Below are 25,845 nucleotides of genomic sequence, written 5' to 3'. Positions count from 1 at the left end.
AAGGTGAATTTTCGTTTTATCCTAACCAGCTTATTGTTGGTATTAGCGTTACCTTTGCAAGCGGCACGGATCAAAGATGTGTCGGAAGTGGCTGGGGTACGTGATAACCAATTGGTGGGTTATGGTTTAGTGGTGGGTTTGCCGGGTACTGGTGAAACTACGCCGTTCACCGATCAAAGCTTCCGCGCCATGTTACAAAACTTTGGTATTCAGTTGCCGGCAGGGCAGAAGCCGAAAACCAAAAACGTTGCAGCAGTAGCGGTCAATGCCACCTTGCCTGCGTTTACCAAACAAGGTCAGACGATTGATATTACAGTATCGTCGATTGGCTCTGCGAAAAGCTTACGTGGCGGTACTTTATTGCAAACCTTCCTTAAAGGTTTAGACGGTAAAGTTTATGCAGTTGCCCAAGGTAGCTTGGTGGTCAGCGGCTTCAGTGCCAGTGGTGCCGATGGCTCTAAAATTGTTGGTAATAACCCAACCGTGGGTCGTATTAGTAATGGTGCGATTGTGGAGCAAGAAGTACCGAACCCGTTTTCACGCGGCGATTTCTTAACTTTTAACTTGTTCGAATCCGACTTTACTACCGCGCAGCGCATGGCTGATTCGGTGAATCAGTTCCTTGGCCCTGATATGGCGGCAGCCATTGACGCGACGTCGATCCGAGTACGTGCCCCGCGCGATGTCACTCAGCGTGTCGCTTTCTTATCGACTATCGAAAACATTGAATTTAACCCAGCGGAAGGCGCGGCGAAAATCATTGTTAACTCACGCACAGGTACCATTGTAGTGGGTCAGCATGTGAAGTTAAAACCAGCGGCGATCACGCACGGTGGGATGACGGTAACCATTAAAGAAAACCCGCAAGCGAGCCAACCCAATGCGTTCTCTGGCGGTAATACCGTGGTTGTACCGAACTCAGAAATAGATGTGACAGAAGCGAACTCGCGCATGTTTAAGTTTGAGCCGGGGATCACCTTGGACGATCTTGTTCGTGCGGTAAACCAAGTGGGTGCTGCGCCGTCAGACTTGATGGCAATTTTGCAGGCCTTGAAACAAGCGGGCGCCATTGAAGGTCAGCTCATCATTATTTAATGGATGCATACGTTACACGTAAACGCTCAGAGTAAAGACGATGAATACGAACTATGACGCTGGCTTTGTTCACGACATTGCCAACTTAGACCGCTTACGTGCGGGCATTAAAGAAGATGAACAAGGGGCACTGCGTGCAGCGGCGCAACAGTTTGAATCTATCTTTACTCAGATGCTGTTTAAGTCGATGCGCCAAGCGAATGAAGCGTTTGAATCTGACTTGATGAGCAGTAACACCACCAAGTTTTTCGAGCAAATGCGTGATGAGCAAATGGCAAACGAGCTGAGTACCTCGGGCTCGTTGGGGTTAGCGGATTTGATCGTTAATCAATTGGGCGGTGAGCAAGAAAAGCCAAGCGAAGATGTGATCCGTAATGCGGTACACGACTCGCCACTGCGTTTGCCGACCGATAAAAATGGTGATAAACCAGACAAAGCAATGCTTGATAAAGCCGCTGATGATGCGATCAAAGTGATGAAAGCGGCACAAGCCCGTCAGCAAAATTTTGCGCCAGTGCCACCAATGGCGGCAGCGCCTATTCAACCGTCACAAACCTTTACTAGTCCAGAAGAGTTTGTTTCTAAGATGCAGCCGTATGCTGAGAAAGCGGCAAGTGCATTAGGCACCGATCCGGCGGTATTGATCGCCCAAGCCGCGCTCGAAACAGGGTGGGGTAAGAAGGTGATCAAGAATGCGGCAGGGTCGAGCAATAACTTGTTCAACATAAAGGCTGATCCGCGTTGGCAAGGGCCGAAAGTTGCCACCAATACCTTGGAGTTTCACAATGGTATACCGGTGCAAGAGAAAGCTGCATTTCGCTCGTATGATGGTTTCCAAGATAGCTTTAACGACTATGTGCGCTTCTTGAACGATAACCCGCGTTACGAAAAAGCCTTGAGTAGCCCAGAAGATCCGCGTCAGTTTATCCGTAATCTGCATAAGGCAGGCTACGCGACAGATCCGAATTACTCGCAGAAAGTCATCAGCGTGATGGATAAAGTTAATAGCTTGATGAAGTAGTTATTGCCTTTTATCGAACAGTCAATTTCGTTTGTATAACACCTCAATTCAAGAGTGGCACCCTAGGGTGCCTCTTTTATTTTTCCTCACCTTACGTGTTTTTTAGAACGGCAACCCTTTGCCATAAGAAAACCTCACACCATTTCATATAAAACAATGAGTTAAACGTACATCTTGTTATGGCATAAATATTGCATTTAAAGCGGTAATTGTAATTTTATGAACAGCTTACTGGAGGCGAGATGGGGTTTGACCTACTCAATATGGGGTCGCAGGGCGTATTAACGGCCCAGCGTCAGCTCAACACCACTAGCCACAATATTAATAACGTAAATACTGAGGGCTACAGTCGCCAGTCAGTTGTTCAAAGCACCAATGATCCAATTTGGTGGGGTGGCAACCAATACGGTACTGGTGTGCATGCGGCAGAAGTTCGCCGTGGCTACGATCAGTTTGCGACCAATGAGTTAAACCTGACTACCACTAACCTTAGCTACGCCTCAGAGCGTGAAGGGCAACTGGGTCGTCTGGATAACATGCTAAGTAACAGCGCGAAGAAGATTCCAGAAGACATGAACCAGTGGTACGACGCTGTGAAAGGCATGGCGGATAGCCCAAGCGATATCGGTGCCCGTAAAGTGGTACTTGAAAAAGCCAAGTTAGTGGCGGCAGGGCTAAACGATAACCACAAGGTGTTGGCACAACAGCAAACTGAAACCAATGATATTTTGGCGCGTACCTTAGATCGTGTGAACGATATTGGTCGTGAGCTTGTTGATATTCACAGTGCGATTATTAAAACTCCAACTGCGGGTACAGATAACGATTTACTTGATCGCCACCAAGCCCTGATTAATGAGCTATCGCAGTACACCAAGGTGACGGTGACGCGTAAGAACGACGAAACCTTCAATATTATGATCGGTAGTGGTCATACGCTGGTATCGGGTACCGAATCAAGCCAATTGAAAATGGTGGATGGTAGCCCTGACCCACGTCAAACCCAGCTAGCTTTGGTCGAAGGTAACGCGCTCAAGAAAATCCGTAACGATGATATTGGCGGTAAGCTGGCATCGTTGTTCCAGTTCCGTGATGAAACCCTTGCTCAAGCGATGGATGAAATGGGGCGCATTGCGGTCGGTTTTGCCGGCAGCATGAACGAACTGCAATCCCAAGGTTTAGATCTAAAAGGGCAAGTGGGCGAAAACATTTTTGCCGATATTAATGCTCCCGCGGCGGCTGGCGCACGCGCTCTGATCCCAAAAGGGTCAACGGCGGCGGTGAATGTGTACATTGATGATTTGAGTGCCTTGAAAGCAGGTGAGTACCAGCTGAGCTTCGATGGTAGCCAACATAAGTTGATCACCCCTGATGGTAAAAGCCAGAACGTCATGCCATCCGGTACGCCACCGAAATTTAGTGTTGATGGGCTCGAGATTGAAATTGCCTCGCCAGTGGGTATTGGTGAGCCGATTCTGATCCGCCCAACTCGTATGTCAGCTGGTGATATGCGAGTGACGATGGAAGACCCATCAAAAATTGCAGCTCAAAGCTACATGAGCTCGGCAACCAAGGCTCACGGTACGGCTGAATTCCAAGTGACTAATCCGGGTAGCCTTCGCGAGTTTCAAGTGGCGATTTCACCCGATGCCAGTCAATTTGCCGTGCTTGATATGAAAGGCAATATTCTTCAAGCGCCTCAAGCTTATCCACCGACGGGTGATGTGACCGTGAATGGCACTACTTTTAGCCTAAGCAACGGTGCGATGGGGAACGATATTTTTGCGGTTAACCTGAACCCAGCGATGGGGGATAACGGCAACCTGATCAAAATGCAGGATGTACAAACCGCCAAAGTGATGGATAACGGTCGCTCAACGGTATTGGATGTTTACGAAGGTTTGAACACCGAAATGGGCGTGCAAAAAGCCTCGGCAAGCCGTTTACGCGAAGTGGGGCTGGTGGAGAAAGATGCGGCAGAAAGCCGCGTTGCAGAAATCTCAGGGGTTAACCTGGATGAAGAAGCAGCCAATATGATGCGCTTCCAGCAAGCCTATGCCGCGTCGTCACGCATTATGACAGTGGCGAACGAAACCTTTGAAACCTTACTGAATGCCTCTCGCTAGGAGTAACTCGATATGATCACTCGTATGGCAAGTTTTCATAATTATCGCCAAGTGGCGAATGATATGAACCGTCAACAAGTTAAAGTCGCAGAAAATCAGCAGCAGTTAGCATCTGGTAAGCGTTTGATGACAGCGGGTGATGATCCGGTCGCATCAATTTATATCCAGAACTTTGATCAGCAAAATACTCAGATTGATCAGTCATTAAAAAGTATAACTTTGGCTCGTAACCGTCTGACCAATGAGGAAACGGCGATTGCCGAAGTCGAAACTTTGCTTGATGACGCGAAGCGTAAATCCATGATGATGGTCAACGGTTCCCTTTCAACCGATGACCGTATTGCCCACAAGCAAGATATGCAGGGCTTGTACGATTCCTTTATGCACTTGGTAAACAGCCAAGATGAATCAGGCAACTTTGTTTTTGCCGGTACGCGTTACAACAAGCAGCCGTTCTTCCGTGATAACAACGGGGTGGTGGCATACGCAGGTGACAGTTACCAACGAATGGCGAAAGTGTCTGCCTCGGTTGATGTGCCAGTCAATGATGCTGGTGACAAACTGTTTTTAGAAGTGGCGAACCCGTATGGCGATTACCAGCCAGACTACGATTTAAAAAGTGGTTCGTTATTGCTGCTATCGAATGCCAGCAATACCAACAATGCGGATAACTCACAATACGATATTACCTTTAGCAACGATGCTTCGGGGACTAATTATGAGCTATTTCAAAATGGTGTCTCGGTGCAAAAAGGCAAATACGAACCAGATGTTGGTGTGAAATGGGGTACCTTACAGGTTGATCTTGAAGGGGAAATCAAAGATGGCGATACCATCAGTTTGAACCGTCAGTCGCATGTCAGTGTATTTGACGCTTTCCGACGCGGGATCGAATTATCTGATAGTAGTGTGTCTGATGCATCAGCCAGTGCAGAGTTACATCAGGTTGCCGCTGAGCTTTCTGAAGCGTTTAAACATATTAACCGGGCACGCTCTGAAGTCGGCACACGCCTGCAAACCTTAGATCGCCAAGAAGATATGCATGAAGACTTTAAGATCGTAATGAGCCAAGCTCGCGGTACATTAGAAGATCTTGATTATGCCAGTGCGGTGATTGAGTTGAACGAGAACATGATGTCGTTGCAGGCATCGCAACAAGCGTTCGCTAAGACCAAAGATCTGAACTTGTTTAATTACATCTAATCGCTAATTTATTTTTATCTGTTGGCATACATAACTAACAGATAACAAAAAGCCTTTGCATGATGAGTGCAAAGGCTTTTTTGATCATCAGGATAGCGGGTTAAGCTTCACGGAAATCGTTCTTAATTCGATCACTAATGGCTTCAATCATAGGGTACTTGTTACCCATTAGTGGTGGGAAGCGGAATAAAAACTCTTGTTTTTCATGCATGTCACCAAAGTATTCGGTTGGCTCGGCAAAATTAGATTCGTTAGAGCCTGCACCGTAGACATAGCACGGTGTGGTGGTGCTCACCGTCAGCATGTGAACGGCAGTTGGTGCTGTGAATACTAAGTCCAATGAGTCCATTACTGCAGCAGTGGCAAGAAAATCATCTTTCAGATCGAGCTCATCGAGCTGGATGACTTTTTTGCCGCTGAGCTTTTCAATCTTTTTCAGCTCTTTGCTGCATTCACCGTATTGCAGGTTATAGAAAGTGGCATCGGGGAATTGCTTGATAAAGTGCGCCACTTCATGAGTCTTTAAGAAGTTGATGTTACGCGCAGCTGAGCCTAACCCGCTTCGCCAACTAATACCGATACGTAGACCTTTACCTGTGTGGTGTTGGTCTACTTGCTGTTGCCATTTTTGTTTTACGTCTTGCGGGAATACAGCGTAATGCGGTTTTGCCCAGTGCTTGCCAGTGGTGAGGTAGATTTCACGGCCAATACTACCAGCGGGGATCCAGCTGGTTGCTTGGTCAGCAATATGCATTGGGATATCAAGAGTGTGGCCTTCTTGCTTACGTACCACAGGTACAAACTCAATATCTGGGTAAGCGTTTGATAAAAATGGCACTAAGCGTTGATCACAGGCCGCGAAAACTTTCTTTGCTCGCTCGCTGATATAACCAAGGCTATGGTAGTAACGAATTTCATCCCCCACACCTTGCTCAGGTAAAACGAGTACAACTTCTTCACTTGATGCATTGGTATGCCAGCGTGGTGTGTCTTGGTTGTGACTAACACGCGCGTTTTGCTCAATACCAAGTTCGAAAGCGTCGTAGTATTTATCCCATTCGTGTTGGTGTAAGAAGGCATGGTGCTGAACCCAGTGGGTGTATTTTGAATCCGGGTTTAGTTGCAAAATGTCACTAAAATATTGGCGTGATTGAGTCAGATCACCCATATACCAGCAAACTTCACCCTTATAACCGGTGAGTTCGATATGGCGCTTCTTCGATGCCCCAGCTAACGCTTTTTCAAGTACATTCAAGGTTTCTTGCATACTCTCTGGGGTGTAATTGTGACGTTCGCGAAGCAGCTGCATTTTGGCAAATGCAAAGAGATAGCGAATATCATTGTCTTCAGGGTAACGTGCAACCAAAGATTTACCGAGTTCATCGCTTTGGAGCCACAACTCTTCTTTTACACATGTAACCAACCACTGTTTTTCAATTAATGCATTGGGGCCATTGTCACGCACAAATTGTTGGCAAACTAAACGGCTTTCATTGTAGTTACTTAGGCGTGCAAGGACTTTTGCGAGCAGAAAAGTTGCCAGTTCGTCGCTTGGATCCAGTTCAACGAGACGGCGTAGCTGGTGGGATGCTTCAATGTTTTTCTCTTGTGAAATTAAAAGCTGCGCCCACTTGTGCAAAGTGGCGCTGTTATTTTCATCAAGGGATAAGATCGCCAAGATCAATTGCTCTGCTTGCTGGTGGTGGCCTTGAGCAATTAGGGTGTCAACAGTATCGAGGGTTTTCTGGATCTCGGTATCAAGTTGCTGCTGTTTTTGACTTTGGATGGCTTCTAGCGAGTATTGATCGCGTTTGCTGGCACCACGTTGCCCCATGAGGGCGGTAAGCTCTTGCCGAAGTTGCAGCGCGCTAGTATTGGCAGGATCGTAGGACAATACTTCTTCAATAAAACCGAGCGCTTCTTTATTTCTTCCTTGTGCTTTGATCGCAATAGCAAGATCGAGGATCAGCGAAAGATCTTGTGGTGCCAAGCTTTGTGCATGGCGAAGTTTAGCTTCTGCTGCTGCAAACTCTTGTTCTTCCATATCTAACACTGAGAGCACTTGTAGTACGGGTAATGAATCAGGAGCAACAGCAAGGATTTTTTCAAAGATCTCCCGTGAGCTTGCTTTCTCACCTTTTTGGTAATGTTCAACCCCAAGGTTGAAAGCCTCTTCCAGCGTCATACTGGTGCTGTCGTGTTCACTTGTCATAGTTGGATCTCAGTGTGCTCGCAGTTTGTCTGTTTGAGTCAAATAAGCGTCGATATCAATATAACTGTAAGTATGCAAATACTGTTCCTAATCTGTTCTATGGGCTGTTTAGTGGTGATGTCAGTGTGTTACTGATGATCTTTTTAAAGAGCGGCAAATTGAAAGGCAAAAGGTGGAGGCAAGTTACCGTCTTGCGTAGGAATTACTAGGCAGCCTTTTGCCTCTTCGTGATTATACCTTGTGTAATTGAATTAATATTGAGTTCAATTTGTTGATTATAAAGGATTTTAATTTTTGGCACACTTGTTGCTAAATACCGAACGGTGGCAAGTGTACTTTGCCAAAGATGAATTATTTTATATAGCTAGTCCCGCTTCATTGTCTTTTGGATTGACTGTCGCGGGTAGGCTGTTTCGCTGGCAATGACAGCGAAAGTCAAAGGAGAGCAAAATGGGTGTAACAGTAAACACCAACGTGTCTGCCATGACTGCGCAGCGTTACCTGTCTAAGGCATCAGATGATCTAAGCCGTTCGATGGAACGCCTATCGACAGGTGAGAAGATCAACAGTGCAAAAGATGACGCAGCGGGTCTGCAGATCTCTAACCGTCTTGTTGCTCAGACTCGTGGTCTGAATGTGGCAATGCGCAATGCCAATGATGGTATTTCGATTGCACAAACCGCAGAAGGTGCAATGCAGGAATCAACCAATATCCTGCAACGTATGCGTGACCTATCACTTCAATCGTCTAACGGTTCAAACTCAGATGATGACCGTGTGGCGATTCAAGAAGAGGTGAATGCACTACAAGACGAACTTAACCGTATTGCTGAAACCACAGCATTCGGTGGTCGTAAGTTGCTGAACGGTACATTCGGCGAAGCGGCATTCCAGATTGGTTCTGACTCAGGTGAAGCGATCATCATGGGCATTACTAGCGTGCGTGCTGACTACGAAGATATGGGTGGTCAGAAAATTAAAGCGACGGGTATGGCGAATGCGGATTGGACCGCAGGTTCAAGTAATGTCATGAAGATCAAAATTGGTGGTGAATCAACGCCTTCAATTTCTGTTGACCTTATTCAAGGTGATGACATTGAAGAAGTGGCAACCCGTATCAATGGTCAGAGCGGCGGTCGTGTTAATGCATCTGTAACAGAGAAAGGTGAGCTACAGCTGTTCTCTGAAGAAGGCACGATTGAAATCGACAGTAAGAGTAAGCTGGCAAAAGGTGTGGATGCCGCTGGTAAGAGTGTAGATCTGTTTGCAGCTGGTGCTAAGAGTGGATTAACCACAGTGCAAGAAGTTGATGTAACTTCAGTTGGTGGCGCTCAGTCGGCGGTTAGCGTTATCGATGCAGCCCTGAAGTACATTGATAGCCAGCGTGCTGACTTAGGTGCAAAACAAAACCGTTTAGGTCACACCATTAATAACTTGGCGAATGTATCTGAAAATGTTTCGCAATCAAACAGCCGTATCCGTGATACTGATTTTGCGAAAGAAACGACAGAGATGACTAAGAACCAGATCCTACAGCAGGCAAGTACCTCAATTCTTGCTCAAGCGAAACAGATCCCACAAGCGGCAACGTCATTGCTGCAATAAGCCTAACAACGACTCAGCTTTCCAAAAGCGGCAAGGTTTTTCCTTGCCGCTTTTTTATTTCCCGTCTTTTGAACTTCCTCGCACTTTTCGTTACTCATCCAGTTACACATAACTCTCCATCAATTTTTTTCTCTTTTTCGATAAAAAAACACTAAAGGTTTCCTGTGGTATGTCGTTAAACCTTTTAAATAAAGATTATAGAGGTTTTGCCGGCTGAGCTGGTCAAGCCATTTTGAAAGAGTTAAGGAGATACATTATGGCAGTTACAGTAAATACTAACGTTTCTGCAATGACCGCTCAGCGTTACCTAAACCAAGCGTCTGAAGCATCAGCAAAATCAATGGAGCGTTTGTCGACTGGTAGCAAGATCAACAGTGCGAAAGACGATGCTGCAGGTCTGCAAATCTCTAACCGTTTGATGACCCAAAGCCGTGGTCTTGATGTAGCTGTGCGAAACGCCAATGACGGTATCTCAATGGCACAGACAGCAGAAGGTTCGATGCAAGAAACCACTAATATTCTGCAACGTATGCGTGATCTATCACTACAGTCTGCGAACGGCTCTAACTCAGCAGAAGACCGCAATTCGATGCAAGAAGAAGTGAGTGCGCTGCAAGATGAATTAAACCGTATTGCTGAAACGACCTCTTTCGGTGGTACTAAGCTACTGAACGGTACGTTTGGCTCGCGTTCTTTCCAAGTGGGTGCAGATTCGGGTGAAGCGGTTCAGATGGAATTTAAGAACATCCGTGCTGATGAAAAAGAGATGGGAGGCAAAGTATACACTTCGAGCAAAGGTGTTGCTTCAGATTGGACTATCCCTACGGGCAAAGGGTTGAACGTTGAAGTGAATGGCAAAACCGTAGACGTGAACGTAAAGGCAGGCGATGACATTGAAGAGCTAGCGACCAAGATTAATGGTGCTGTCGAAGGTGTTAATGCCTCTGTTGGTGAAGATGGCAAAATCCAAGTGATTGCAAACACCGACACAGCTCTTAAATTTACCGGCGATCTTGCTCAGAGTGTTGGCTTGAATTCAGCAACGGGTGTTGATACCTCAATCCAAGATGTGGATATCAGTACCGTTGCGGGTGCACAAAAGTCGGTAGCGCTAATCGATAATGCGCTGAAATATGTTGATTCAAACCGCGCGGAGCTGGGTGCTTCACAAAACCGTTTGAACCACACCATTAATAACTTGAATAACGTTAATGAAAACGTATCGGCATCAAATAGCCGTATTCGTGATACTGACTTCGCTAAAGAAACCACAGAAATGACCAAGAACCAGATTCTGACTCAGGCATCGACATCAATCTTGGCGCAAGCAAAGCAATCGCCACAAGCTGCATTAAGCCTTTTAGGCTAATTCGGTTAGTAATGGCAAGGCTGACCCTTGCCGTCATTATTTTTAATCAAGATTATTCTGGTTTACCGGCTGAGCTGGTCAAGCCATCTTGGATTATCAAGGAGATACATTATGGCAGTTACAGTAAATACTAACGTTTCTGCGATGACCGCTCAGCGATACTTAAACCAAGCGTCTGATGCATCAGCAAAGTCTATGGAGCGTTTGTCGACAGGTAGTAAGATCAACAGCGCGAAAGACGATGCTGCAGGTCTGCAGATCTCTAACCGTTTGATGACCCAGAGCCGTGGTCTTGATGTTGCGGTCCGAAACGCGAATGATGGCATTTCGATGGCGCAAACCGCTGAAGGTTCGATGCAAGAAACCACCAATATTCTGCAACGCATGCGTGACTTGTCGCTACAGTCTGCGAACGGCTCTAACTCAGCAGAAGATCGTTCCTCAATGCAAGAAGAAGTTACCGCATTGCAAGACGAACTAAACCGTATTGCAGAAACGACTTCTTTCGGTGGTACTAAACTTCTCAACGGAACATTTGGGGCGCGTTCTTTCCAAGTGGGCGCCGATTCTGGTGAAGCTGTTCAGATGGAATTTAAAAACATCCGCGCTGATGAAAAAGAGATGGGTGGGCAGGTTCACACTGCTGCTACAGCTAAAGATAGCAATTGGACTGTGGGCGATAAAGATACTCTTATTATATCGACAACTGGTAAGACGGATACGGGGGTCAATATCAATGTTAAAGCGGGTGATGACATTGAAGAACTTGCTACTAAGATCAATGGTGCTATGCCAGATGTAAATGCATCGATCACGGAAAAAGGTGAACTTCAGATAGTAAGCGCCTCAGGTCAAAGCCTCACATTCGGTGGTACTTTGTCGGAAGCTAAAGGTAACGGCTTAAGCTTAAAAGATGGTATGGGAGCGGCAACCTCTATCCAGGAAGTTAACATCGATACTGTTGGCGGCGCACAAAAAGCGGTAGCACTTATTGATAACGCCTTAAAATACGTTGACTCAAACCGTGCCGAGTTAGGTGCTTCACAAAACCGTTTGAATCACACCATTAACAACTTGAACAACGTTAATGAAAACGTATCGGCATCAAACAGCCGTATTCGTGATACTGATTTCGCGAAAGAAACCACAGAAATGACCAAGAACCAGATCCTGACTCAGGCATCGACATCAATCTTGGCGCAGGCGAAACAGTCGCCACAAGCGGCGCTTAGCCTACTCGGTTAATCTAATTGAAGGCGGCAAGGTTTAACCTTGCCGTTTTATATTTATTCACCAAATCAAAAACTTACGTTTTTATATTGTACTGTTCGATAACTGTTTTCTTTTTTTTTTCAAAAAGCCTTAAAGGTTTTTTTATCCATGCCGTTACAACTCTTGAATAAAGATTATAAAGAACAAAGGTTTTTCCGGCTGAGCTGGTCAAGCCATTTAGGATTAGAAGGAGATTCATTATGGCAGTTACAGTAAATACTAACGTTTCTGCAATGACCGCTCAGCGTTACCTGAACCAAGCGTCTGATGCATCAGCAAAATCAATGGAGCGTTTGTCGACAGGTAGCAAGATCAACAGTGCAAAAGACGATGCAGCAGGTCTTCAGATCTCTAACCGTTTGATGACACAAAGCCGTGGTCTTGATGTGGCAGTTCGAAATGCGAATGACGGTATTTCGATGGCGCAAACCGCTGAAGGTTCGATGCAAGAAACAACCAACATCCTGCAACGTATGCGTGACCTATCGCTACAGTCTGCGAACGGCTCGAACTCAGCAGAAGACCGTACCTCAATGCAAGAAGAGGTAACAGCACTGCAAGACGAACTTAACCGTATTGCAGAAACCACATCTTTCGGTGGTACTAAACTGCTAAACGGTACTTTTGGTACGCGTTCTTTCCAAGTGGGTTCGGATTCTGGTGAAGCCGTTCAAATGGAATTCAAAAACATCCGTGCTGATGAAGCTAAAATGGGTGGTGTAGTTCACACTGCAACAACACCTAAATCATCAGACTGGACTGTTACCGCAGGTAAAACACTGAACATTACTGTTGACGGTAAGAGCTTCGATGTTGGCGCGAAAGGCGGAGACGATATCGAAGAACTAGCAACCAAGATCAACGGTGCTGTAGAAGGTATCAACGCATCTGTAGGTGACGACGGTACACTACAAGTTGTGTCTGCAACTGGCTCTAGCGTTAAATTCTCTGGCGGTCTAGCAGCAAGTGTGGGTCTGTCAGGTGCAACTAAGGCAGATACAACAATTCAAGACGTGAATGTTGAAACTGTTGCTGGCGCACAAAAAGCAGTGGCACTAATCGATAACGCACTTAAGTACGTTGACTCAAACCGTGCAGAGCTTGGTGCTTCGCAAAACCGTCTAAACCACACCATTAACAACTTGAACAACGTTAATGAAAACGTATCGGCATCGAACAGCCGTATCCGTGATACAGACTTCGCGAAAGAAACAACCGAAATGACGAAGAACCAAATCCTATCTCAGGCTTCTACGTCAATTTTGGCACAGGCGAAACAGTCGCCTCAGGCGGCACTAAGCCTACTAGGCTAATCCGGTTAAAAACGGCAAGGTTAATCCTTGCCGTTTTTCCGTCTAAAGAAGGTAAATAAAGAATGGAAGTGAAACCCGTAACGTCAACTCCGCCACCTTCGTCTTCATCTGTATATTCAAAAGCGACTGGCACGAATGTTGCAGATAAAAACGGGACTGGCAGTGCAGTGCCACTTTCTCAATCAGCTAATCAAGCAAACCAAGTTAACAGCAGTGACAAGGGCAACACCGATGTTCGTCGGGTAGAGCAGACGGTTTCTGTTGAAAAACAACATCAACTTCAACGCCAAGAGCTAGAAAAGGTGGTGGAGAGCATGGAAGAGTTTGTGGGGCAGTTGAATCGTGGTTTGGCGTTTCGTTTAGACGAAGATAGTGGTCGGCAAATTGTTACCGTTTACGATAAAAAAAGCGGTGAAATTGTCCGCCAGATCCCAGATGAGGATCTGTTGACTTTATCTCGTCAGTTGGCTGCACATTCAGGGGGGTTATTTACCACTCAAGTTTGATTTAGATTTGTTCGAGGATGTAAATGAATATAGGCGCTACGTCGGCATCAGGGCTTGATATCAGCAATATGGTAAACAAAATTGTTGATTCTGAGCGTGCTCCGAAAGAAGCGCGGATCAATGCTCAACGCGAACAAATTAACACCTCTATTAGTGCTTACGGGCATTTGAAAAGCTCCCTTGATGTCATGAAAAACATGATGTCAGATTTTCGTCGTAACGATGTCTTCGACGCTCGCATGGTGACTGTCGATAACGACGAAGTGCTCACCGCCGACGTTGATGCTGAAGCGATCCCCGGTAAATATTCGGTGGAAGTGCAGCAACTCGCCCAGTCCCACAAAGTAGTTTCCAGCTCATTCGATGAAAAAGAGAAGCTGGGAGCAGGCAAGCTGGCTATTAGTTTAGGCGGCGGTCAATCCTTTAATGTCGATATTCCCGACAACGAAAGCAAAATTCTTGATGTTGTTCGTTTGATCAACCGTCACCCATCAAACTCTGGGGTGATGGCTTCACTGATCAAAGACGACGTAGGCACCCGTTTGGTGCTGTCTTCCGATAAACCAGGTGAAGATAATACCATCAAGGTTAAAGTTGATGCGCCAGTTACCAGTACTCTGCAAAAATTTGGTTTTAACACCAATAACGAATTTAGCTCAATGAGCGAGATGCAGCAGGCGCGTGATTCAAAAGTATTGATCGACGGTCTGGCGGTAGTAACCAGTAACACCAATGTGATCCAAGATGCGATCAAAGGCGTGGATTTAAACCTCGAAAAACTGACGACAGGCGAAGATGGCGGTCCTGTGATTATTGAGGTGGGTTATGACCGCGATACAGTGCGTAGTTCGGTTGAACAGTTTGTGCAAGCGTATAATCAGTTTCAACAGACCGCAGAGCAACTTGCCAAGTTTGATCCCCAGACTCAAGAGAAAGGGCCACTGGTAGGTGACAGTATTGTCCGTGTTGCGAGTAACCAATTGCGGGCAGCGTTTTCAACCCCGCTTGAAAAAGCGCCTGAGTCGATCAGCACCTTTAGTGAGCTTGGGGTGAGTACTACTCTCGAAGGTAAGCTGGAAATTGACTACAAGGTGCTGGATAAGCAAATCGAGCAGAACTTTACCGATGTGGGTGAGTTTCTTGGCGGACGTAACGGGTTTGCTCGTCGCATTGAGGAGGTTATTCACGCCCATACCGGGATCACCGGCAGTATCCGTGGTCGTGAAAACAGCCTAAACGATCAAAATATGCGTCTGAATAGCGATCAAGATAAACTCGATCGCCGAATGGAAAGTGTCCACAAGCGTACTTTTGATCAGTTTACCGCCATGGATAAAGCCATGGGGCAGATGCAAAGTCAGCTAGGCTCAATGATGAGCATGATGCCGCAATAATCGCGGCCTAAGCAGAATTAAGAGATTTCTTGTATGCAGCAATTAGATCAACTCGACCAACAGTTAGCGTCATTATTGACCTCGTCGGCGGAAGTAGATGCTGAGCAGCTGCAGCAATTATTACAGCAACGGGAAACCTTGCTACAAACACTTATGGCGCAACCAGAGCAGTTAGACCAACAGCAATGGCAAGCCGCCGTAGAACGAACATCGTTACTCCTTGAGCAGATCCGCCAACATAGAGAAAGATCGGCAAGTGAGTTGCAACGATTACAGCACGGGCAGCGCTCGATGCAGATTTATAACAAATTTCGTTAAGGTAAGTAATCATGGCTATGAGAGGTTCTCTTCAAGCTTACAAGCGTGTTTCTGTTGACAGTCAGTTAACAGCGGCAACACCTCACCGTATTGTCCAAATGCTGATGGCAGGTGCGATCGAGCGTTTGATTCAGGGCAAAGCTGCAATGGAGCAAGGTTCGATTGCTGCCAAAGGTGAGCGTCTTGGTAAAGCGATGGATATCGTAATGAGTTTACGTGCGTGTCTATCCATGGAAGACGGCGGCGAGATCGCCAGCAACCTTGATGCATTGTATGATTTTATGATTCATCAGATTTCTGAAGCGAACCACCATAATAAACCAGAGATGTTAGATGACGTGGTTGGTATTCTTCGTGAGATTAAATCAGCGTGGGATCAAATCCCTGCTGAATACCACAACATGACACAGCTTGAAAATTAAGCAAAATCCAAATTGAGTTGTGTCTGTCTTGTACTGGGGTCACAGGTTTTTGTCGTCCCCAGTTGCCAATTGCTGTGCATTTATTACAATAGCCAGTTATGAATTTTGGTAGCTGTTCCTAATTTAGAATACGCCACGAAATAAAACCCCTCATAAAGGCAGGCAGTTAGACCTATGCAAGGCTTAGCTAAAACTCTCGTTATTGATGACGACTCGCAGCACCGACATGATTTAAGTGTCATTTTGAACTTTGTTGGTGAACAGCATGAAGCCGTCTCGACAGGTGAAGTGCACAGTTCACTCTTGGATCAACCGTGGGGAGCGTGTTTACTAGGTAAAATTAGCTCGCCAGCTGCTTTAAATAAGATTCTGGATTTTCTTCAGATCCACCATCATGTTCCTGTGATCGCGCTATCGACTCATAATAGCGAAGTTGCAGGTCTTCCAAATTATGTTGGTGAACTTGAACTGCCTCTTAATTATCCTCAGCTCACTGATGCACTACGTCACTGTCAGGAATTCCTTGGCAAACGCAGCTTTCATGTGCCTCAGCTTGGGCGTAAAAATACCTTATTCCGTAGCATGGTTGGTCGTAGTGAAAGCATCAGCCAAGTGCGTCACCTTACAGAGCAAGTGTCAGGAACTGATGCGAGCGTATTGATCTTAGGTGAGTCAGGAACGGGTAAAGAGGTAGTTGCGCGTAATATTCACTACCATTCATCTCGCGGTAAAGGCCCATTTGTGCCTGTGAACTGTGGCGCAATTCCACCTGATTTGTTGGAAAGCGAACTATTTGGTCATGAGAAAGGGGCATTTACGGGAGCGATTGCTGCGCGTAAAGGCCGTTTTGAACTTGCTGAAGGCGGCACCTTATTCCTTGATGAAATTGGTGATATGCCAATGTCGATGCAGGTGAAGCTATTACGTGTACTTCAAGAGCGTTGTTTCGAGCGCGTTGGTGGTAACAAAACTATCAAGGTGGATGTTCGTATTATTGCGGCAACACACCGTAATCTTGAAGAAATGATCGAGCAGAACAAGTTCCGTGAAGATCTGTATTACCGTCTCAATGTTTTCCCAATTGAGATGCCAGCGCTGCGTGAACGTATCGAAGATACGCCGTTGCTACTGCAAGAGTTGTTAGCACGTATGGAAGCGGAAGGGGCGAAGCCTATCCACTTTACACCACGTGCGATCAATTCATTGATGGAGCACGATTGGCCGGGTAACGTTCGTGAATTGGCAAACTTGGTTGAACGTTTGATTATTCTATACCCAGGTGAAATGGTCGATGTGAATCATTTGCCAATGAAGTACCGTTACAGTGATTTGCCGGGCTTCCAACCGGAAGACAATAGTTTGTCGGTGGAAGAACAAGAGCGTGCTGCGTTAGCAGATATGTTCTCGACCACGTACGAAGAAGAGCTTGATGACGATAATTGCTACAGCGACTTACCTCCTGAAGGTGTGAACTTGAAGGAAATGTTAGCTGAGCTAGAAATTGACATGATCCGTCAAGCGCTTGACGCTCAGGGTGGTGTTGTTGCTCGTGCGGCAGACATGTTGGGTATGCGTCGTACCACGCTTGTTGAAAAAATGCGCAAATATGGCTTAAATAAAGCTAGTTAATCGTTATAAAAACACCGGTGTCAAAAATGCGGCGCTGGTGTTTCCTTTCTCATATTCCCAATCCATTGAAATTCAAGGTTTTTAATTGGCATAAAAAATGCTAATAAGTGCTCTATAGTTTTTATTCGCGTGAGCAAGCCCAAATACCTATGGATCAGCCAGTACATCAAGAATCTCCCCTTGGCACATTGAGCCAGCAGGTCAGCCGTTATCAGCAGGTACTCGAAGTAATGCCCGCCGGTGTGATCATGCTCGACCCTATGGGATGTGTATGTGAGGCGAACCCAGAAGCTCACCGATTACTTGATACGCCGCTTGAAGGCGAGCGCTGGTTTGATGTTATACAGCGTGCATTTGCACCCAAAGATGACGATGGTCATGAAGTTTCGCTCCGTAACGGACGCAAAGTGAAGTTGGCGATCTCCGCTTCCGATGCGGGTCAGCTGATCTTAATCACCGATATGACGGAAACCCGTCTACTGCAATCACGTCTTGGTGAGATGCAGCGTATGTCCTCGTTAGGACGCATGGTGGCATCACTGGCGCACCAAGTGCGCACCCCGTTGTCGAGTGCGATGCTATACGCCTCTAATTTGTCATCACCAAACTTGAACCAGCAAACACGCGAACGTTTTCAAACCAAGCTGGTGGATCGTCTGCACGATTTAGAAAAACAAGTTAACGACATGCTGTTGTTTGCTAAAGGTGGCGACAACAAGGTGGTAGCGCAATTCACACTGGAAGAGCTGCTTAACGAAATTGAACCTATGGTCGAAGCGCAAGTTGTGGCGCAACAGGTTGATTTCAGCATTGAGTGTGATGATGAAAGTATTGTGTTACTGGGCAATGTTAATGCTTTGGCGAGCGCGCTCAGTAACTTAATTACCAACGCCATTCAGATGGCAGGTAAAGGCTGTCAAGTCTCGTTGGTATGTCGTCCTAATCAAGATCAAGTGCACTTAAGTGTGATTGATAATGGACCAGGTATTGCACCTGAGATGCAAAGCAAAATTCTTGAACCGTTTTTCACCACCCGCCAGCAAGGTACAGGGTTGGGATTAGCGGTTGTTCAAATGGTGGCAAAAGCCCATAAAGGGCAGTTGTCACTGGTATCCGAACTTGGTCAAGGTGCCTGTTTTACGGTATCGCTGCCAATAGCCAATGACGAAAGCTCAACGTCAGAAGAAAACCATAATTCGCTAACTCAGCAACAAGGTCAACAGACCCTAGATATCGCAACCGGAGAGAATAAATGAATACAAGCCGTGTCTTGGTCGTAGAAGATGATGAGGGCCTTCGCGAAGCCTTAGTTGATACCTTAGCGCTTGCTGGCTATCAATGGCTTGAAGCCGACAGTGCCGAGCAAGCATTGCTGATTTTGAAATCGGAATCGGTTGATATTGTGGTATCAGATGTTCAAATGGCAGGCATGGATGGCTTAGGTTTATTGCGCAATATTAAGCAGCATTGGCCTAAAATTCCGGTGTTGTTGATGACAGCTTATGCCAACATCGAAGATGCCGTTGCTGCGATGAAAGAAGGTGCGATCGACTACATGGCTAAGCCGTTCGCGCCAGAAGTGTTGCTAAATATGGTTAGCCGTTACGCGCCAGTGAAACTGGAAACCAGCCAAGCGGTTGTGGCGGATGAAAAGAGCCTCAAGTTGTTGTCATTGGCTGATAAAGTGGCCAAAACAGACGCCAGTGTGATGGTGTTGGGGCCAAGTGGTTCGGGTAAAGAGGTGATGTCGCGCTACATTCACCAACACTCAAATCGCAGTGATAAGCCGTTTGTGGCGATTAACTGTGCAGCGATCCCTGACAATATGTTGGAAGCGACACTCTTCGGTTACGAAAAAGGGGCATTTACCGGCGCGATCCAAGCGTGTCCGGGGAAGTTTGAACAAGCGCAAGGTGGCACCATTTTGCTAGATGAAATCAGCGAGATGGACTTAAACCTACAAGCAAAGCTGTTGCGTGTGCTGCAAGAGCGTGAAGTCGAGCGTTTGGGTAGCCGTAAGAGCATCAAGCTGGACGTACGCGTGTTGGCGACCAGTAACCGCGACCTTAAGCAATATGTGATGGAAGGTAACTTCCGTGAAGACTTGTACTACCGTTTGAATGTTTTCCCATTGGTTTGGCCGGCACTTAGCGAACGCCCTGGCGATATTATTCCGTTGGCGACGCATTTGCTTGAGCGCCATTGCGTGAAGCAGGGTTGCGCGGTGCCAAGTTTTACCCCAGCGGCGCAACAAAAGTTACTGAGTTACCAATGGCCGGGTAATGTGCGTGAGCTAGACAACGTAGTGCAACGAGCGATGATTTTAGCAAGTGGTAACCATATCGACGCTGAAGCGGTACTACTTGAAAGCTTTGATTGGATGGATGCGTGCAGTTTTGCGCCTACCGAGAGCCATGTGGCAGCTCCGCAAGTTGCACCCGTGGCAGAGCCTGTTCAAGGCAGCGCTGCGGCAGGTGCTATGGCTAATAGCGCGGCGGGTCGTGAAGGTTTGGGGAATGAGCTACGCGAGCAAGAGTTTGCCATTATTCTCGACACCATTATTGCCTGCGAGGGGCGTCGTAAAGATGTTGCTGAACAATTGGGGATCAGCCCGAGGACTTTGCGCTACAAACTGGCTAAAATGCGCGATGCAGGTATAGAAATTCCAATGTAAGCATGAGACGCCATTAATGATTGAGTTTAATGGCGTAAAGATTGCATCTTTTAGCGTTAAAAGCGTGATAAACCCTGTTTCTGTCAATATAATGACAGGCTCATAAATAAAAAAGATAACGGCACGAGGTAGCGAATGAAAATCGGTGGTCTTCAATCTGAAATGCAAGCTATGGCATTAGAAGCACAAAGTGCCTCACGTCCAGGTACCGCACAACAAGTGAGTGCTGATTTTGGCGCGCTACTGGGTGATGCTATTAAATCGGTAAATCACCTTCAAGGTGAGTCGAGTGCCTTGCAAACACGTTTTGATGAAGGTGACCGCAGCGTTAGCCTATCTGATGTCATGATTGCCCGTAACAAATCCAGCGTTGCTTTTGATGCAACCGTGCAAGTACGTAATAAGCTGGTCGAAGCCTACAAAGAAATGATGAATATGCCAGTTTAATTCGGGAAATAATTCGTGTCTGAACAATCGCAAAACCATGATTTGGCCGTCGCAGGTGACCCTGGCTCAGCTGTGATTGCTGCCGATAGTGAACTCGAGCTGCAAAATCCGGATCTTGAAGAAAAAAGTGTCTCGAAGGTTGACGGTCTACTCGGCAACCTCGATTTGCTTCGTCAAGTGATCCTGGTGCTTTCTGTTGCTATCTGTGTTGCTTTGATTGTGATGGTTGTCATGTGGATCAAAGAGCCAGAAATGCGTCCTTTGGGCACTTATGAGACCGAAGAGCTGATCCCAATTCTTGATCATTTCGACCAAAAGCAAATCCCTTATAAGCTCGATGGCAACACCATTCGAGTGCAAAGTGACAACTATTCATCCATTAAGTTGGAGCTTTCACGTGCTGGTTTGAATACGCCTGTCGCTGAAGGCGATGACATTTTGTTGCAAGACATGGGGTTTGGGGTTTCACAGCGTCTTGAACAAGAACGTTTGAAGCTGAGCCGCGAGCGTCAACTTGCCCGCGCAATTGAACAAATCCGTCATGTTCGTAAAGCACAAGTGTTGCTAGCAACGCCTAAGCACAGTGTGTTTGTTCGTCACAATCAAGAAGCGACTGCGACTGTTTTCCTTACCTTGTCATCGAATACATCGCTTAAACAGCAAGAAGTTGACTCGATTGTCGATATGGTGGCAACGGCAGTACCAAGCTTGAAACCAAGCCGAGTGACAGTAACCGACCAACACGGTCGTTTGCTAAGTTCAGGTACCGAAGACCCATCGGCAACCGCTAAACGCAAAGAATACGAGTACGAGCGTAAGCAAGAACAGGCGCTGCGTGAAAAAATCGACTCTATTTTGATCCCTGTGTTGGGCTTGGGTAACTACACCTCGCAAGTCGATGTGTCGATGGACTTCAGCGCGTTAGAAGAAACCCGCAAGAAGTTCGACCCGAATGCGCAGTCCACCCGCAGTGAATACACGCTGGAAGATTACAACAACGGTAACATTGTGGCGGGTATTCCTGGTGCTTTGAGTAACCAGCCGCCAGCGGATGCTTCAATTCCACAAGATGTACGTGATTTACAATCGGGCAAAGGTTCGGGTGATGGACGCGTGCACCGCGAAGCGACACGTAACTATGAACTAGATACCACGATTAGCCACAAGCGTGCGCAAACCGGGGTGATCAGCCGCCAGACTGTTTCGGTTGCGGTGGACTACAAACAAGTGACGAACCCCGAAACGGGCGAGATGATGCGTGTGCCAGTGAGCGAAGCTGAACTGGCGAAGATCCGCCGCTTGTTGATGGGAGGTGTTGGTTTCTCTGAGCTGCGTGGCGATATGTTGGAAGTGATTGCTGTGCCGTTTGCTCAGCCAGAAGAACAAGCCTTGGCTGATCTACCGATTTGGGAACACGAAAACTTTAACACTTGGGTACGTTGGTTGGCAGCGGCACTGGTTATCGTGGTGGTCTTGATCACCTTGGTACGCCCTGCGATGCGCAAACTGCTATACCCAAATCAGGCTTCGGATGGTACGCCGTTGGATGAAAATGGCCTGCCGATTGTGGCGCAAGATGGTGATCTCAGCCTGATTGGATCGGAATTAGATGGTGCGGATGGCTTTGAGTTAAGCAGTGGGTTGGATTTACCGAACCTACACAAAGATGAAGACTTGCTGAAAGCTGTACGTGCCTTGGTTGCAAATGAACCTGATCTTGCCGCTCAGGTTGTGAAAACTTGGGTAAATGAAGATGGCTGATGAAGTCGCTAAAGTAGACGAAAAAAAATTCGACGTAACCAGCTTATCGGGTACTGAAAAAGCTGCGATTTTGCTCCTGAGTTTAAGCGAGCAAGATGCGGCGAGTATTATCCGTCACCTTGAACCTAAACAAGTTCAACGTGTGGGTGGCATCATGGCGAGTATGGCTGATTTGAGCCAAGAGAAGCTGTCTGCCGTTCACCGTCATTTTCTGGAAGATATCCAGAAGTACACCAGCATTGGTATGGGCAGCGAAGACTTTGTGCGTAATGCCCTAGTTGCGGCGCTAGGTGAAGATAAAGCCAATAACTTGGTTGATCAGATCTTGATGGGCAGCGGTTCCCGTGGTCTAGATTCATTGAAATGGATGGATCCACGTCAGGTGGCAAGCATCATTCTTAATGAGCACCCGCAGATCCAAACTATCGTTCTGTCGTACCTTGAGCCTGAACAATCTGCAGAAATCCTGTCTCAGTTCCCTGAACGTGTTCGTCTCGACTTGATGATGCGTATTGCCAACCTTGAAGAAGTTCAGCCAGCGGCACTGCATGAGTTGAACGACATCATGGAGAAACAGTTCGCAGGTCAAGCGGGTGCCCAAGCTGCGAAAATTGGTGGCCTGAAAGCTGCGGCAGAAATCATGAACTACCTCGACAACAATGTTGAAGGCTTGTTGATGGATCAGATCCGCGATAACGATGAAGACATGGCAACCCAAATCCAAGATCTGATGTTCGTGTTCGACAACCTTGCGGAAGTGGATGATCGTGGTATCCAAGCGCTACTGCGTGATGTACCGCAAGAGCTATTGCAGAAAGCCCTTAAAGGTGCTGATGATATGCTACGCGATAAAATTCTTCGTAATATGTCGAAACGTGCCGCTGAAATGCTACAAGACGATCTTGAAGCCATGGGACCAATCCGTGTTGCTGACGTGGAGTCGGCACAGAAAGAAATTCTATCTATTGCACGTCGCTTGGCTGATGCCGGTGAGCTAATGCTGTCGGGTGGTGGCGGTGATGAATTCTTGTAATTCAACACCTTCACAAACTAACTATTTTCAAATGAGGAATGCGTAAATGACCATTGAGCGCCGTCGCGGCTTTTTACGCGTTACCGAACACCAAGCACAAGAGCTTGAGCGTTGGGCATTCCCAGATTATGCCGATGAGCAGCTGGAGCCGCGCGATAACGCCATTAACTATGATCCGCAGTGGGAGCCTGAGCCGCTGGAGCCGGAAGAAGAGCCGGGTCCACCGCCATTAACGGCGGCAGATTTAGATGAAATCCGTCAATCTGCCTACGAAGAAGGGGTGGCAGAGGGGCGTAGTGCCGGTCACGACGAAGGTTTTGAAGTCGGTAAACAAGCCGGACTTGAAGCTGGTTTGCTCGAAGGGCGTGAGCAAGGTTTAGCAGAAGGGATCGCACAAGGTCAGCAAGTGATCACCGAGCATGTGTCTGCCTTGGCAAGCGTGATTGAAAAGCTGGCAGCCCCACTTCAGCAGATGGATGTTGAGGTCGAAAGCCAAGTGGTGAATATGGTGGTCGCGTTAGCGAAAGAGCTGATCCGCGTTGAAGTGCAAACTAACCCACAAGTGATTCTCCAAACGGTGCGTGAAGTGGTTTCCGCCCTTCCTATCGCAGGGCGTAGTATTACCCTGCAATTGCACCCTGAAGATCTAGCGATTATTCGCGATGCTTACAGCGAAGATGATCTGGCTAACCGTCAATGGCAACTGCAAGCTGAGCCTGCAATGAACCGTGGCGATCTTCAAGTGAGCTCTGGTGATTCTAGTGTTGATTTCCTAATGGAAGATCGCATTCGCCAATTGCTGCAACAATTTCAAGGTGTTAACCAGCAGCCTCCCGGAGCTGCTTAATGTCTTCCAACACCCAAGACCCGTCGATGCCAGCGGGCGGTGCAGAGCCACAATTTGTCGAAACGACTTACGGTGATGCGCCTCATATCGAACAGCAACCGATACAAACTTCAGATGCATTTGACGCCCCACCAATGGCTGAGGACTCATCTGTACCCGCACCTGCGTTTGAGTCAACACCTGAGGTAACACAAACCGCTTTCACTGATGGGCATGAGATGCCCGCTATCAGCGTGCCACCGTTACCTGAGTTTGCGATTCCAGAACTCCCACTTACTACCAGTTTGTCGCAAAAGCTAGGGCGTTATAAAACCCAAGGCTTGTCGTCGAAGCCGGTTGCATCCGGTCGCTTAGTACGCGTGGTTGGTTTGACCTTGGAAGCCATCGGCTGCCGGGCACCTGTTGGTAGTCTCTGTAAGGTTGAAACCTTGCAAGGTGAAATTGAAGCGGAAGTGGTTGGTTTTTCTGGTGAAACCTTGTTTTTGATGCCAAGCGAGCAGCTAACAGGGGTGATGCCGGGCGCTAAAGTGACGCCAATTACCGAAGCGGCAGGTTTGCCTGTTGGTATGGAGTTGCTAGGGCGTGTCATCGATGGTGTTGGTAATCCGCTCGATGGACAAGGTGAGATCTATACCGAACAGCGCGCATCTTTTAATGCCGAGCCAATTAACCCGTTAGCGAGAAAACCAATCAAAGAACCACTTGATGTTGGGCTTAAAGCTATCAACGGCTTATTGACCGTAGGTAAAGGGCAGCGGATTGGTCTGTTTGCGGGCTCTGGTGTTGGTAAATCGGTGACCTTGGGCATGATGACGCGCGGTACCACGGCACAAGTGGTGGTTGTGGGTTTGATTGGTGAGCGTGGCCGCGAAGTTAAAGAATTTATTGATGAGATTTTAGGTGAAGAGGGGCGTGCCCGCTCTGTGGTGGTGGCGGCACCTGCCGATGCTTCACCTCTGATGCGTTTGAAAGGCTGTCAGACCGCACTCACCATTGCGGAGTATTTCCGTGACCAAGGCTTAGATGTGTTGTTGTTGATGGACTCGTTAACCCGTTTTGCTCAGGCTCAGCGTGAGATTGCGCTGTCGGTGGGTGAGCCGCCAGCCACTAAAGGTTATCCGCCGTCGGTATTTGCTAAGCTTCCTGCGCTAGTTGAACGCGCCGGTAATGGTGGCGAGCATCAAGGTTCGATCACCGCGTTTTTTACCGTGTTATCGGAAGGTGATGACTTACAAGATCCGATTGCCGATGCGTCACGTGCGATCCTCGATGGTCACATCGTGTTATCGCGTGAGATGGCAGATGCCGGTCATTACCCTGCAATCGATGTTGAGCGCTCGGTAAGCCGTGTTATGCCTGCGATTGTCGATGATGAGCATATGTTGATGTCGAAAGCGGTGCGCCAGGTATTGTCGATTTGCCGTAAGAACCAAGACTTGGTGTCGATCGGTGCCTACAAGCCGGGCACGGATCCCACGATTGATCAGGCGTTTGTTCTTAAGCCTAAGCTGGATGCCTTCTTGCAACAGCAGATGAAAGAATCAGTGCCGTATCAGATGTGTGTCAACATGCTGCGTAGTACCTTGAGCGGGCAATAA

At 47.3% G+C, this 25,845-nt stretch carries 21 protein-coding genes; 20 read left to right on the top strand and 1 reads right to left on the bottom strand.

Annotated features, from left to right (window positions below):
• Positions 1-3: 3 nt before the first annotated feature.
• The 4 genes from A3K86_RS07015 (at position 4) to flgL (ending at position 5,445) form a co-directional block, all read left to right on the top strand.
• On the top strand, positions 4-1,095 hold the full coding sequence (locus A3K86_RS07015; RefSeq protein WP_415860027.1) for a flagellar basal body P-ring protein FlgI: 1,092 nt from the start codon (positions 4-6) through the stop codon (positions 1,093-1,095).
• Positions 1,096-1,135: 40 nt separating this feature from the next.
• Positions 1,136-2,116, top strand: a complete 981-nt coding sequence (gene flgJ / locus A3K86_RS07010; protein WP_068329712.1) for a flagellar assembly peptidoglycan hydrolase FlgJ — start codon at positions 1,136-1,138, stop codon at positions 2,114-2,116.
• A gap of 242 nt (positions 2,117-2,358) precedes the next feature.
• Positions 2,359-4,242 carry a flagellar hook-associated protein FlgK gene (gene flgK, locus A3K86_RS07005; protein ID WP_068329710.1) on the top strand — a complete coding sequence of 628 codons (1,884 nt, stop codon included), beginning with the start codon at positions 2,359-2,361 and terminating at the stop codon, positions 4,240-4,242.
• Positions 4,243-4,254: 12 nt separating this feature from the next.
• Positions 4,255-5,445 carry a flagellar hook-associated protein FlgL gene (gene flgL, locus A3K86_RS07000; protein WP_068329707.1) on the top strand — a complete coding sequence of 397 codons (1,191 nt, stop codon included), beginning with the start codon at positions 4,255-4,257 and terminating at the stop codon, positions 5,443-5,445.
• Positions 5,446-5,545: 100 nt separating this feature from the next.
• Here flgL and A3K86_RS06995 read toward each other — a convergent pair whose 3' ends face one another.
• Complete coding sequence (locus A3K86_RS06995) at positions 5,546-7,657, bottom strand: tetratricopeptide repeat protein (protein ID WP_068329704.1); 2,112 nt, start codon at positions 7,655-7,657, stop codon at positions 5,546-5,548.
• A gap of 450 nt (positions 7,658-8,107) precedes the next feature.
• On the opposite strand from A3K86_RS06995, the gene A3K86_RS06990 reads away from it, so the two are divergent.
• From A3K86_RS06990 to fliI, 16 genes are all read left to right on the top strand, one after another.
• Entirely contained in the window at positions 8,108-9,262 is a 1,155-nt protein-coding gene (locus A3K86_RS06990) for a flagellin (protein WP_068329701.1), read from the top strand.
• Between the two features lie 256 nt (positions 9,263-9,518).
• Positions 9,519-10,631 (top strand): flagellin, encoded by a 1,113-nt coding sequence (locus tag A3K86_RS06985; RefSeq protein WP_068329698.1) that lies wholly within the window; start codon positions 9,519-9,521, stop codon positions 10,629-10,631.
• A gap of 111 nt (positions 10,632-10,742) precedes the next feature.
• Positions 10,743-11,876, top strand: coding sequence for a flagellin (locus tag A3K86_RS06980; protein WP_068329695.1), 1,134 nt, complete (start codon positions 10,743-10,745; stop codon positions 11,874-11,876).
• 227 nt (positions 11,877-12,103) lie between these two features.
• Positions 12,104-13,216 carry a flagellin gene (locus tag A3K86_RS06975; protein WP_068329693.1) on the top strand — a complete coding sequence of 371 codons (1,113 nt, stop codon included), beginning with the start codon at positions 12,104-12,106 and terminating at the stop codon, positions 13,214-13,216.
• A gap of 62 nt (positions 13,217-13,278) precedes the next feature.
• Positions 13,279-13,722 (top strand): flagellar protein FlaG, encoded by a 444-nt coding sequence (locus A3K86_RS06970; protein ID WP_068329690.1) that lies wholly within the window; start codon positions 13,279-13,281, stop codon positions 13,720-13,722.
• A gap of 23 nt (positions 13,723-13,745) precedes the next feature.
• Positions 13,746-15,116 carry a flagellar filament capping protein FliD gene (fliD, locus tag A3K86_RS06965; RefSeq protein ID WP_068329687.1) on the top strand — a complete coding sequence of 457 codons (1,371 nt, stop codon included), beginning with the start codon at positions 13,746-13,748 and terminating at the stop codon, positions 15,114-15,116.
• Positions 15,117-15,149: 33 nt separating this feature from the next.
• Positions 15,150-15,434 (top strand): flagellar rod protein FlaI, encoded by a 285-nt coding sequence (locus A3K86_RS06960; RefSeq protein WP_068329684.1) that lies wholly within the window; start codon positions 15,150-15,152, stop codon positions 15,432-15,434.
• Between the two features lie 17 nt (positions 15,435-15,451).
• Complete coding sequence (fliS, locus tag A3K86_RS06955) at positions 15,452-15,856, top strand: flagellar export chaperone FliS (RefSeq protein ID WP_068330282.1); 405 nt, start codon at positions 15,452-15,454, stop codon at positions 15,854-15,856.
• 174 nt (positions 15,857-16,030) lie between these two features.
• Positions 16,031-17,485, top strand: a complete 1,455-nt coding sequence (locus A3K86_RS06950; protein WP_068329682.1) for a sigma-54 dependent transcriptional regulator — start codon at positions 16,031-16,033, stop codon at positions 17,483-17,485.
• 149 nt (positions 17,486-17,634) lie between these two features.
• The gene (locus tag A3K86_RS06945; RefSeq protein ID WP_068329679.1) at positions 17,635-18,741 is read left to right on the top strand and encodes a sensor histidine kinase; all 1,107 of its coding nucleotides are present in this window, start codon (positions 17,635-17,637) and stop codon (positions 18,739-18,741) included.
• Positions 18,738-20,159, top strand: a complete 1,422-nt coding sequence (locus tag A3K86_RS06940) for a sigma-54-dependent transcriptional regulator (RefSeq protein ID WP_068329676.1) — start codon at positions 18,738-18,740, stop codon at positions 20,157-20,159. The genes A3K86_RS06945 and A3K86_RS06940 overlap by 4 nt, the downstream gene beginning before the upstream one ends.
• Positions 20,160-20,294: 135 nt before the next feature.
• On the top strand, positions 20,295-20,606 hold the full coding sequence (fliE, locus tag A3K86_RS06935) for a flagellar hook-basal body complex protein FliE (protein WP_068329673.1): 312 nt from the start codon (positions 20,295-20,297) through the stop codon (positions 20,604-20,606).
• 15 nt (positions 20,607-20,621) lie between these two features.
• Positions 20,622-22,367 (top strand): flagellar basal-body MS-ring/collar protein FliF, encoded by a 1,746-nt coding sequence (gene fliF / locus A3K86_RS06930; RefSeq protein WP_068329668.1) that lies wholly within the window; start codon positions 20,622-20,624, stop codon positions 22,365-22,367.
• Complete coding sequence (fliG, locus tag A3K86_RS06925) at positions 22,360-23,400, top strand: flagellar motor switch protein FliG (RefSeq protein ID WP_068329665.1); 1,041 nt, start codon at positions 22,360-22,362, stop codon at positions 23,398-23,400. Before fliF ends, fliG begins: the two co-directional genes overlap by 8 nt.
• Positions 23,401-23,446: 46 nt before the next feature.
• Complete coding sequence (gene fliH, locus A3K86_RS06920) at positions 23,447-24,247, top strand: flagellar assembly protein FliH (RefSeq protein WP_068329662.1); 801 nt, start codon at positions 23,447-23,449, stop codon at positions 24,245-24,247.
• A 218-nt stretch (positions 24,248-24,465) separates the two neighbouring features.
• A complete protein-coding gene (gene fliI, locus A3K86_RS06915; protein ID WP_084406541.1) occupies positions 24,466-25,845 on the top strand; it encodes a flagellar protein export ATPase FliI in 1,380 nt (459 codons plus the stop codon).

Origin of the sequence: Photobacterium jeanii (genome assembly GCF_001650345.1) — a bacterium.
Taxonomy (GTDB): Bacteria; Pseudomonadota; Gammaproteobacteria; order Enterobacterales; family Vibrionaceae; genus Photobacterium; species Photobacterium jeanii.
Note: the sequence above shows the minus strand (reverse complement) of the source record. Positions and strands in the feature narration are given on the sequence as shown.

Bases quoted from the DNA above. Each gene is read 5' to 3' on its own strand.
- fliI (WP_084406541.1), top strand. From the start codon at position 24,466: ATGCCCGCTATCAGCGTGCCACCGTTACCTGAGTTTGCGATTCCAGAA.
- fliG (WP_068329665.1), top strand. From the start codon at position 22,360: ATGGCTGATGAAGTCGCTAAAGTAGACGAAAAAAAATTCGACGTAACC.
- A3K86_RS06985 (WP_068329698.1), top strand. From the start codon at position 9,519: ATGGCAGTTACAGTAAATACTAACGTTTCTGCAATGACCGCTCAGCGT.
- A3K86_RS06970 (WP_068329690.1), top strand. From the start codon at position 13,279: ATGGAAGTGAAACCCGTAACGTCAACTCCGCCACCTTCGTCTTCATCT.
- A3K86_RS06960 (WP_068329684.1), top strand. From the start codon at position 15,150: ATGCAGCAATTAGATCAACTCGACCAACAGTTAGCGTCATTATTGACC.
- A3K86_RS06940 (WP_068329676.1), top strand. From the start codon at position 18,738: ATGAATACAAGCCGTGTCTTGGTCGTAGAAGATGATGAGGGCCTTCGC.
- fliD (WP_068329687.1), top strand. From the start codon at position 13,746: ATGAATATAGGCGCTACGTCGGCATCAGGGCTTGATATCAGCAATATG.
- flgJ (WP_068329712.1), top strand. From the start codon at position 1,136: ATGAATACGAACTATGACGCTGGCTTTGTTCACGACATTGCCAACTTA.
- flgK (WP_068329710.1), top strand. From the start codon at position 2,359: ATGGGGTTTGACCTACTCAATATGGGGTCGCAGGGCGTATTAACGGCC.
- A3K86_RS06980 (WP_068329695.1), top strand. From the start codon at position 10,743: ATGGCAGTTACAGTAAATACTAACGTTTCTGCGATGACCGCTCAGCGA.
- A3K86_RS06975 (WP_068329693.1), top strand. From the start codon at position 12,104: ATGGCAGTTACAGTAAATACTAACGTTTCTGCAATGACCGCTCAGCGT.
- flgL (WP_068329707.1), top strand. From the start codon at position 4,255: ATGATCACTCGTATGGCAAGTTTTCATAATTATCGCCAAGTGGCGAAT.
- fliH (WP_068329662.1), top strand. From the start codon at position 23,447: ATGACCATTGAGCGCCGTCGCGGCTTTTTACGCGTTACCGAACACCAA.
- fliS (WP_068330282.1), top strand. From the start codon at position 15,452: ATGAGAGGTTCTCTTCAAGCTTACAAGCGTGTTTCTGTTGACAGTCAG.
- A3K86_RS06995 (WP_068329704.1), bottom strand. From the start codon at position 7,657: ATGACAAGTGAACACGACAGCACCAGTATGACGCTGGAAGAGGCTTTC.
- A3K86_RS06990 (WP_068329701.1), top strand. From the start codon at position 8,108: ATGGGTGTAACAGTAAACACCAACGTGTCTGCCATGACTGCGCAGCGT.
- A3K86_RS06945 (WP_068329679.1), top strand. From the start codon at position 17,635: ATGGATCAGCCAGTACATCAAGAATCTCCCCTTGGCACATTGAGCCAG.
- A3K86_RS06950 (WP_068329682.1), top strand. From the start codon at position 16,031: ATGCAAGGCTTAGCTAAAACTCTCGTTATTGATGACGACTCGCAGCAC.
- fliE (WP_068329673.1), top strand. From the start codon at position 20,295: ATGAAAATCGGTGGTCTTCAATCTGAAATGCAAGCTATGGCATTAGAA.